This window comes from uncultured Methylobacterium sp. (assembly GCF_964242245.1).
In the GTDB taxonomy this organism is placed as follows: domain Bacteria; phylum Pseudomonadota; class Alphaproteobacteria; order Rhizobiales; family Beijerinckiaceae; genus Methylobacterium.
Genome location: NZ_CAXTBY010000135.1, coordinates 1 through 8,691, shown reverse-complemented (window position 1 = coordinate 8,691; position 8,691 = coordinate 1). Strand labels below are relative to the sequence as shown.

The 8,691-nt window shown below is 73.2% G+C and carries 8 protein-coding genes and 1 pseudogene; 1 reads left to right on the top strand and 8 read right to left on the bottom strand.

The window, feature by feature from the left end; translation table 11 throughout:
• Nucleotides 1–29: 29 nt before the first annotated feature.
• From ACFE8Y_RS19160 to mnmG, 7 genes are all read right to left on the bottom strand, one after another.
• Entirely contained in the window at nucleotides 30–1,532 is a 1,503-nt protein-coding gene (locus ACFE8Y_RS19160) for a TIGR01777 family oxidoreductase (protein ID WP_375465969.1), read from the bottom strand.
• Entirely contained in the window at nucleotides 1,529–2,293 is a 765-nt protein-coding gene (locus tag ACFE8Y_RS19155; protein WP_375465968.1) for a DUF4166 domain-containing protein, read from the bottom strand. The genes ACFE8Y_RS19160 and ACFE8Y_RS19155 overlap by 4 nt, the downstream gene beginning before the upstream one ends.
• A 43-nt stretch (nucleotides 2,294–2,336) precedes the next feature.
• Complete coding sequence (locus ACFE8Y_RS19150; RefSeq protein ID WP_375465967.1) at nucleotides 2,337–2,897, bottom strand: GbsR/MarR family transcriptional regulator; 561 nt, start codon at nucleotides 2,895–2,897, stop codon at nucleotides 2,337–2,339.
• A gap of 297 nt (nucleotides 2,898–3,194) precedes the next feature.
• Nucleotides 3,195–4,091: a ParB/RepB/Spo0J family partition protein gene (locus tag ACFE8Y_RS19145; protein ID WP_375465966.1), complete on the bottom strand. Its 897-nt coding sequence runs from the start codon at nucleotides 4,089–4,091 to the stop codon at nucleotides 3,195–3,197.
• Between the two features lie 45 nt (nucleotides 4,092–4,136).
• Nucleotides 4,137–4,982, bottom strand: coding sequence for a ParA family protein (locus ACFE8Y_RS19140; protein WP_375465965.1), 846 nt, complete (start codon nucleotides 4,980–4,982; stop codon nucleotides 4,137–4,139).
• Entirely contained in the window at nucleotides 4,979–5,605 is a 627-nt protein-coding gene (gene rsmG, locus ACFE8Y_RS19135; protein ID WP_375465964.1) for a 16S rRNA (guanine(527)-N(7))-methyltransferase RsmG, read from the bottom strand. The genes ACFE8Y_RS19140 and rsmG overlap by 4 nt, the downstream gene beginning before the upstream one ends.
• Nucleotides 5,606–5,798: 193 nt before the next feature.
• The gene (gene mnmG, locus ACFE8Y_RS19130; protein ID WP_375465963.1) at nucleotides 5,799–7,673 is read right to left on the bottom strand and encodes a tRNA uridine-5-carboxymethylaminomethyl(34) synthesis enzyme MnmG; all 1,875 of its coding nucleotides are present in this window, start codon (nucleotides 7,671–7,673) and stop codon (nucleotides 5,799–5,801) included.
• A 357-nt stretch (nucleotides 7,674–8,030) separates the two neighbouring features.
• Between mnmG and ACFE8Y_RS19125 the strand changes: the two genes are divergently transcribed.
• Nucleotides 8,031–8,180: a hypothetical protein gene (locus ACFE8Y_RS19125; protein ID WP_375465962.1), complete on the top strand. Its 150-nt coding sequence runs from the start codon at nucleotides 8,031–8,033 to the stop codon at nucleotides 8,178–8,180.
• 262 nt (nucleotides 8,181–8,442) lie between these two features.
• On the opposite strand, the pseudogene ACFE8Y_RS19120 reads toward ACFE8Y_RS19125, so the two are convergent.
• A pseudogene (locus ACFE8Y_RS19120) lies at nucleotides 8,443–8,691 on the bottom strand (tRNA uridine-5-carboxymethylaminomethyl(34) synthesis GTPase MnmE); the annotation flags it as partial.

The window sequence follows — 8,691 nt, the reverse complement described above, 5'->3', positions numbered from 1 at the left end:
GAGCGGGAAGGATGCCAGGGCGCGGAACGCTACGGAGTACTCGGCAGGCCCCGCGCCTCGACCCGCGGACCAGCCTGCGCCGGCCGCGCATCCGCGCCCAGGAGGTGCGCCAGCGCGGGCGCGAGGTCCGGATGCAGGAACCGGAACCCCGCCGCGCTCGCCGCCTCCGGCAGGACGCGCTGGCCCCCGAGCAGGAGTTCCCGGGCGTAGTCCCCGCCGATCCGGTCGAGCGGCCAGGCCGGCACCGGCACGCGGGCGGGCCGGCGCAGCGCCGCGCCCAGCGCGCGGGCGAACGCGGCGTTGCGCACCGGGTTCGGCGCGGTCGCGTTGACCGGCCCGGCGAGTCGGGGCTCGACGATGGCGTGGGCGATCAGGCGCACGAGGTCGTCGCGCGTGATCCACGACATCCACTGCCGTCCGTTGCCGATCGGGCCGCCCAGCCCGAACTCGAACGGGGTCAGGAACCGGGCGAGGACGCCGCCCTCGACGGCGAGCACGAGGCCGATGCGCAGGGTCACCACCCGCGGCCCGAGCGCGCCGATCCGCCCCGCCTCGCGCTCCCAGGCCGCGCAGACCCGGTGCGTGAAGCCCTGGCTTGGCCCGCTCGCCTCGGTTAGCGCGGCGTCGCCGCGCACGCCGTACCAGCCCACCGCCGAGCCGCTGACCACGACCGCCGGCCGGTCGCGGAGCCGGGCGATCAGGCGGCGCAGGTCGCGGGTCATGCGCAGCCGCGAGGCGAGGATGCGGCGTCGCCGCGCCCGCGTCCAGAGGCCGTCCGCCACCGGTTCGCCCGCGAGGTTGACGACCGCGTCGAAGCGGGCATCGTCCGGGATCTGGTCGAGGCGCGTCACCACCGCGTGCGGCGCCGGCAGGGCGGCCGCGCGGGCGGCATCCCGCGTCAGGACGGTGACGGCGTGACCGGAGGCGGCGAGCGCCGCCACGAGCCGGCGCCCGACGAAGCCGGTGCCCCCCGTGACGAGGACGCGGCACCCCGGCGGCAGGGCGACGAGGCCGGCCGCGGGCGGCTCGGCCAAGCGGTCGGAGCGCGCGGCCGCGAACCAGTCGCGGGCGCCGAACAGGGCGACGCCGAGGGCGGCCGAGAGGGCGAGCCCGCTCCACGCCCCATGGGTCGTCAGCGGCAGCGCGGTCGGCTCCCCGGCCCAGACGAGCAGGATCGGCACCATGAGCGCCAGGATGCCGCCGTAGTTGAGGGCGAGCAGCGTGTGGTTGATCCGCTCGGAGGCCGGCAGGCGCCGGCTCAGGTCCTCCTCGACGAAGTCGGCCAGCGTGATGCCGACCTCCGCCAGGAGAACGGTGAGGGTGAGGGCGGCCAGCCATCCCCGCGGCTCGGCGAAGCCCAGGGTCAGGAAGAGCCCGGCGTAGAGGGCGTTGCGCACCGCGTGCAGCCGCAGCTCCCCGCGCTGCGACGGGCGCCAAGCGAGCCGCTCGGTCAGCTCGTGGTGGAACAGCGTGTCGAAGGCGCCCATCGCGATCTGCACCGCGATGAGCCACCACAGCAGGGTCGAGGTCATGCCACGTTCCTCCGGTCCGTCGCGAGGGTCCCGGCGCCGCCGGGATCGGCCGGCTCGGCGTCCCGAAAGACGGCCTCCTGCCGGATCAGCCGCCCGAGCCACGGGTGGCGGATGTCGAGGGTGAAGCGGAAGGCGCCCGCGGGTTCGCCCGCGCCCGCCTCGGCGTGGGTGACGGTGAGCGCGCCGGGCGTGAGCCAGCCCGGCAGGTACAGGCGCCGCCCGAAGCGGTCGACGAAGTAGCGCCCGCTGCGGAAGGCCAGCGCCCCGTCCGCCGCCGAGACGGTGAGGCTCATGCCGACGCCGGCGCCGACGTGCTCCTCCAGGCCCGTCGGGCCGGCGAAGCGCTTGGCCGAGTGGATCACCTGCGGGAAGCCGGCGGCACGGGCGTAGAGCCGCGTCCAGATCTGGCCGCCGCCGTCCGGGTCCTCGGTCACCGTGACGACGCTGGCCCGGCCGGGCGCGGCGTCCAGGGGCAGCGGCCCGCCCAGCAGGCGCGCCGCCTGCGCGGCGAGCCAGCCGAGACGGCTGAAGCGCACCGCCACGACCCGTCCGACGTAGACCGCGCTCGCGCCCTGCGCGAGGCGCTTGCCGAAGCGCCGGCGCACGGCCGGGGGCAGGCCGGCCCAGTCCCCGTCCGGGATCAGCGCGCGGAAGCGCAGGTCGAGGAGATCGCCGCCGGCGTCCGGTGCGCGGGCGGGAGGGCGTCCCGGGGCGGGGTCCGCGGGGGACGGGATCGTGCGGGCAGGAATGGCGCCGCGCATGGCGGTCTCCCGATGTCAGGGCTCGGATGTCGGGGCGTGCGCGTCAGGGCTCGGCCTTGACGGGCAGGAACTTCACGATCCGGCTGCCCAGCCGGATCAGCTTGGCCAGCGTCCCGCGGGGCACGTTGAGCATCTGGCCGTACCAGCGCTCCATCGTCTCGGTGAAGTCGAGCATCGCGCGCAGGCGCCGCTGCGCGACCGCGCCGACCGCGGGGTCGCCGTCGGCCTCGGCGACGCAGGCGCGGAGCGCCGCGATCGCGGGATCGATCTCGCGCTCCTTGCGGCCGGCGGCGATGCGCGTGACCATCTCCCAGAGGTCGGTCTCGGCGGCGAAGTGGTCGCGGCGCTCGTTCATCACCGGCACGCGGCGGATCAGGTTCCAGCCGAGGAGTTCACGCAGCGACGTCGAGACGTTCGAGCGCGCGATACCGAGGGTGCCCGCGATCGCGTCGGCGGTCAGCGGACGCTCGGCGAGGTAGAGAAGGGCGTGGATCTGCGCCACCGAGCGGTTCACGCCCCACTGCCCGCCGAGGTCGCCCCAGTGCAGCACGAAGCGCTCGACCGCGGCCGGGAGGACTTCTGGCTTATCTGTAATTTCTGTCATGACAGAATATACAGACCATACTGGCGGGACTGTCAAGAGGGTGGATACGGTCTCCGATGGATCGGATCGGGAGGTGGCTGACGCCCTCTTCCCCCCTGCGGAAGAGGGTGGCCCGCGAGCTAAGTCGGGAGAGGGGAGCGACGATGCGGATACGGCGCTCCCCTCTCCCGACCCTCGCTCACGCGACGGCCACCCTCCCCCGCTGAAGGGGGAGGGAGCGCGCGACCGGTCCGATCGAACGAAAATCGTACGCGGTCGTCGTCAGCCACGTCGCGACGTGCGTCCGCCGATCCGAAGTCAGTCCGACTCGGACACCCGGAAGCGGCGGCACAGCGCCGCGAACTCCTCGGCGCTGTCGTAGCGGATGCGGATCTCGCCCGCGCTGGTGTCCTTGGCCCGGAGCGTCACGCCGACGCCGAGGGCCCGCGCGAGGCGCTGCTCCAGCCCTCGGATCTCGGCGGTCCGCTCCGTGACGCCGCGGGGGCGGCCGGAGCGGGGGGCCGCATCCGGCTGGTGCTCGGCCGCCGCGATCGCCTCGACGTCGCGCACGCTCAGCCCCTCCTCGACGATGCGGCGGCTCACCGTCTCGGGGGCGCTGACGCCGAGGAGCGCGCGGGCGTGGCCGGCGCTGATCTCGCCGGCGATCAGCCGGTCCTGAACCTTGGCCGGGAGGTTGAGCAGGCGCAGGGTGTTGGCGAGGTGGCTGCGGCTCTTGCCGAGGATCTCGGCGAGTTCGCGCTGGGTGTAGGCGAACTCGCTCATCAGGCGCTCGTAGCCCGCGGCCTCCTCGATGGCGTTGAGGTCGGCGCGCTGGACGTTCTCCAGAATCGCGAATTCGAGGGAGGCGCGGTCGTCGATCGCGACCACCACCACCGGCACCTCGTCGAGCCCGGCGCGCTGGGCCGCGCGCCAGCGCCGCTCGCCCGCGACGATCTCGAAGGCGCCCGGCACCTCGGGCAGCGCCCGCACCACGATCGGCTGGATGATGCCGCGGGCGCGGATCGAGGCGGCGAGCTCGTCGAGGTCGGTCTCGGCAAAGCTGCGCCGCGGGTTGCGCGGGTTCGCACGCAGGAACTCCACGGCGACCCTGCGCTGCGGCTGGGTCTTGGCGGCCTCGCCCCCCGAATCTCCGAAATCACCGATCAGGGCTGCCAGCCCGCGCCCCAGCCGGGGCCGTGCCGTCTCGTCCGCCATGCCGCTCGCTCCGCTACGCATCACACAACCCGACAGGGCAGGGGGTCAGGCCGCCGCCGCCGGCACGCGGCCCTCGCGCTGGATCACCTCGGAGGCGAGCCGGAGGTAGGCTTGGCTGCCGGCGCATTTCAGGTCGTAGAGCAGCACCGGCTTGCCGTGCGAGGGCGCCTCGGAGACGCGGACGTTCCTTGGGATCATGGTCTCGTAGACCTTCTCGCCCATGAAGCCGCGCACGTCCGCCACCACCTGCGCCGAGAGGTTGTTGCGCGGATCGAACATCGTGAGCACGATGCCCTGGATCGTCAGCCGCGGGTTCAGCGCGCCGCGCACCTGCTCGACGGTGCGGAGCAACTGGCTCAGGCCTTCGAGGGCGAAGAACTCGCATTGCAGCGGCACCAGCACGGCGTCGGCGGCGGCGAGCGCGTTGATGGTCAGCAGGTTCAGCGAGGGCGGACAGTCGATCAGCACGTAGGTCACGTCCCGCGTGACCGGTGAGTCGCACAGACCTTTCAGCACGTTGCGCAGGCGATGCGCCCGGTCGGCGCTCGCGGCCATCTCCAGTTCCAGCCCGAGCAGGTCCATGGTGGAGGGCGCCACCGACAGGCGCGGCACCGCGGTCGCCACCACCGCCTGGGCCAGCGACGCCTCGCCCGCCATCACCTCGTAGGTCGAGACGCGGCGCTGGCGCCGGTCGATCCCGAGGCCGGTCGAGGCGTTGCCCTGCGGGTCGAGGTCGATGACCAGCACCTGCTCGCCGATGGCCGCGAGCGCCGTGCCGAGGTTGATCGCCGTCGTCGTCTTGCCGACGCCGCCCTTCTGGTTAGCGAGCGCGAGCACCCGCAGCGGCCGCGCCGACGCGGCGTCGGGGCGGGGAAGACCATCACGTGTCATGGGCGATTCGGAGCGAGGGCGGTGACGCGAACGATCCGGGCCGACGACTCGGTCCGGCTCGGCAGGAGATCGTGGCCGACTGTCCACCGCGCCGCGGCCTCGGTCAATTCCGCTTCCACCTCCCGCCCCTTCGGAAACAGGCCGGTGGTGCCCGTTTTCAACAGCGGCTCGGCCCAGGCGAGGAGCTGGGTCAGCGACGCGAGCGCCCGGGCGCAGACCACGTCGACGCCGCGGTGATCGCCGATCACGGCCTCGATCCGGGCGTTGTGGACCCGGACCGGCGCGCCGGTGAGGCGAGCGGTCTCGGTGAGGAAGGCGCACTTGCGCGCGTTGCTCTCCACGAGGTCGACCCGGATGCCGGGCGGGCCGGCGATGGCGAGGATCAGGCCGGGGATGCCGGCGCCCGAGCCGAGATCGAGCCACGTCCGCGCCGCGGGCATCAGCGTGAGGAGCTGGAGCGCGTCGGCGACGTGCCGGGTCCAGACTTCGGCCAGCGTCGATGGCCCGACGAGGTTCTTGATCGCCTGCCAGCGGGTGAGCTGCGCCACGTAGAGGTCGAGTTTTTCGGCTGTTTCACGTGAAACATCGGCGGCCGCGAGCACGCGGTCGCGTTCGCGGCTCATCGGGTGTGTCACATTCCCGGACATGGTCCGGGCGCGCTGCTCCCTCCCCCCTCTGCAGGGGAGGGTGGCCCGCGAGCTAAGTCGGGTGAGGGGAGCGACCTATCCGTAAAGGGCACTCTCCTCACCCGACCCTCGCTGACGCGAGGGCCACCCTCCCCCGCAGAGGGGGGAGGGAAGGTCTGGGGCTTGGCCATCACGCGCCCACCGCTCGGCTGTCCCGGCGCGCGTGGGCCGCGAGCAGCGTCAGGGCTGCCGGCGTCACCCCCTCGATTCGCGCCGCCTGCCCCAGGGTGCCGGGACGGACGGTCTCGAGCTTCGTCCGCATCTCGTTGGAGAGCCCGGCGATGCCGGCGTAATCGAGCCGGGCCGGCAGCAGCACCGCCTCGTCGCGGCGGAAGGCGGCGATGTCGGCGTTCTGGCGGTCGAGGTAGACCGCGTAGGTGGCGTCCGTCGCCAAGCGCTCGGCGATCCGGGCCGAGACCGCGCCGAGGTCCGGCCAGACGCCGGCCAAGCGGTTCCAGTCGAGCTCCGGGTAGGACAGGAGCTGGAAGGCGCTGCGGCGGATGCCGTCCTGGTTGAGCGCGATGCCGTGGGCGGAGGCCTGGCTCGGGGTGAGGCTCAAGCCGTCGAGGCGCGCCCGCACCGCCGCGAGTTCGGCCTGCGATGCCGCGAAGTGCGCCGCGCGCCGGGAGCCGACGCAAGCCAGCGCGAGGCCGCGTGGCGTCAGCCGCTCGTCCGCGTTGTCGACCCGCAGGGACAGCCGGTATTCCGAGCGCGAGGTGAACATCCGGTAGGGCTCGCTCACCCCGTGGGTGACGAGGTCGTCGATCATCACGCCGAGGTAGGATTCCGCCCGGTCGAAGGTCGCGGGCGCGGCCCCACTCGCGATGCGCGCCGCGTTGAGGCCGGCCACGATCCCCTGGCCGGCGGCCTCCTCGTAGCCCGTCGTGCCGTTGATCTGGCCGGCGAGCAGCAGCCCGGGCAGGCGCTTGGCCTGAAGACCGGCATCGAGTTCGCGGGGATCGACGTAATCGTATTCGACGGCGTAGCCCGGCCGCAGGATCTTTGCGTGTTCCAGGCCGGGGATCAGCGCGACGAGATCGCGCTGCACCGCCTCGGGCAGGGCGGTCGAGATGCCGTTGGGGTAGATCGTCGGGTCGTCGAGGCCTTCCGGCTCCAGGAAGATCTGATGGCCTTCGCGGTCGCCGAAGCGCACCACCTTGTCCTCGATCGAGGGGCAGTAGCGCGGGCCCCGGCTGCTGAGGCCGCCGGAGTACATCGGCGAGCGGTGCAGGTTCTCGCGGATCAGGTCGTGCACGGCGCGGGTCGTTCGGGTGATGCCGCAGCGCACCTGCGGCGTGGTGATCCAGTCGGTGAGGGTCGAGAACGGCACCGGCTCGGCGTCGGCCTCCTGCATCTCCAGGCCGGCCCAGTCGATGGTGCGTCCGTCGAGGCGGGGCGGCGTGCCGGTCTTGAGGCGACCGAGGCGGAAGCCGAGGCGGTCCAGCGTCGCGGCGAGCCCGAGCGCCGGCGCCTCGCCGACGCGCCCCGCGGGGATGCGGGTCTCGCCGATGTGGATCAGGCCGCGCAGGAACGTGCCGGTGGTCAGCACCGCGGCGGCGCACCCGAGCGTCCGACCGTCGCCGAGCACGACGCCGGCGACGCGGCCTTGCGCCACAGCGAGGTCCTCGCAGGCGCCCTCGATCACGGCGAGCCCCTCGGTCTCGGCGACGAGCCCCTGCATCGCCGCCGCGTAGAGCTTGCGGTCGGCCTGGGTGCGGGGGCCGCGCACGGCCGGTCCCTTGCGGCGGTTGAGCAGCCGGAACTGGATGCCGGCGGCGTCCGCCGCCCGGCCCATCAGCCCGTCGAGGGCATCGACCTCGCGCACGAGGTGGCCCTTGCCGAGGCCGCCGATCGCCGGGTTGCACGACATCGCGCCGATGGTGCCCGCATCGTGCGTGACCAGGGCCGTGCGGGCGCCGCAGCGGGCGGCCGCCGCCGCCGCCTCGACGCCGGCATGGCCGCCGCCGACGACCACGACATCGAAGCTGCGGGAGGTCTCAACCATCGCCGAGATGTGCCGCCCCGATGCGCGAAGGTCAACGCCGGTCGACGCGCTGCGGCGCCGGGTCGGGCTCGTGCAGCGGAGGGCGCAGGGGCGCGGGCAGTCGGGATGGTGCCTGAAGGGCCCCGGTTCCGCGAAGGCGTGCGGCGGCCATCGAGCTCGAACGAAACCGGGTCTTCGCACCGCCGAAACGCGGCGCCGCCGACTTTCGGCCGAGGACCGGACCCGTTTGCCGGGTGTGACATCGCATGGCATGAATGTTGATAAGTTTTTCATAAATGGCTCGCGGCGCTCGGCGCGCCCATCCGGTTTCGCGAAGTCGTAGACCTCCCGCGAGGGCGACCGACGAGGATGACGACGATGCACATGGTTGCCATTGGCATGGGCGCGCTCTGCTGCGCCTGCGGCGCGGTCGCTCACTTCACCGATCCGTCGCAGCGAAAGGAAGGCGCCCTCGGGCTCGCCGGCTTCGGCTTCCTGCTGACGGGGATGTTCCTCAGCCGCTCCTAGAGCCGTGCCCGACCACGTTGGGTCGGGCACGGCTCTAAGGTCTTGTTTTGACGTGCTTCCTTGCGACGAACCGGTGTCCACTTCGTCGGGAAGCACTCTAAGCAGGTTTCGGAAAAGTGGCCCGCGGTTTTCCGAAACCTGCGACAAAGCAAGAAGCTAGGCGGACGAAGCGTGGGCCTGCCAACGCAAGCCTGCTGAGCGGCCGGGCCATGTTTCACGTGAAACATCGCTGCCGCGCCGGGTGCCGCGCGGTCGCGCGGCCTCACTTGCCGATGCAGAACCCCGAGAACAGGCGGTCCAGGACGTCCTCGACGCCGACGTGACCGCCGACCTCTCCGAGCGCCCGCGCGGCGAGCCGAAGGTCCTCCGCGACGAGTTCGGGCCCGGCCCCGGCCCGCCCTGCCGCGACCCGGTCGAGATGCGCGACGCACCGGCCGAGCGCCGCACGGTGCCGCTCGCGGGTCACGAGCGCATCGCCGCCGCCGAGCGCCCGTCCGGCCTCGGCCTGGAT

Coding starts and splice junctions, on each gene's coding strand:
- ACFE8Y_RS19160 (WP_375465969.1), bottom strand. CDS start 1,532: ATGACCTCGACCCTGCTGTGGTGGCTCATCGCGGTGCAGATCGCGATG.
- ACFE8Y_RS19155 (WP_375465968.1), bottom strand. CDS start 2,293: ATGCGCGGCGCCATTCCTGCCCGCACGATCCCGTCCCCCGCGGACCCC.
- ACFE8Y_RS19150 (WP_375465967.1), bottom strand. CDS start 2,897: ATGACAGAAATTACAGATAAGCCAGAAGTCCTCCCGGCCGCGGTCGAG.
- ACFE8Y_RS19145 (WP_375465966.1), bottom strand. CDS start 4,091: ATGGCGGACGAGACGGCACGGCCCCGGCTGGGGCGCGGGCTGGCAGCC.
- ACFE8Y_RS19140 (WP_375465965.1), bottom strand. CDS start 4,982: ATGACACGTGATGGTCTTCCCCGCCCCGACGCCGCGTCGGCGCGGCCG.
- rsmG (WP_375465964.1), bottom strand. CDS start 5,605: ATGAGCCGCGAACGCGACCGCGTGCTCGCGGCCGCCGATGTTTCACGT.
- mnmG (WP_375465963.1), bottom strand. CDS start 7,673: ATGGTTGAGACCTCCCGCAGCTTCGATGTCGTGGTCGTCGGCGGCGGC.
- ACFE8Y_RS19125 (WP_375465962.1), top strand. CDS start 8,031: ATGCACATGGTTGCCATTGGCATGGGCGCGCTCTGCTGCGCCTGCGGC.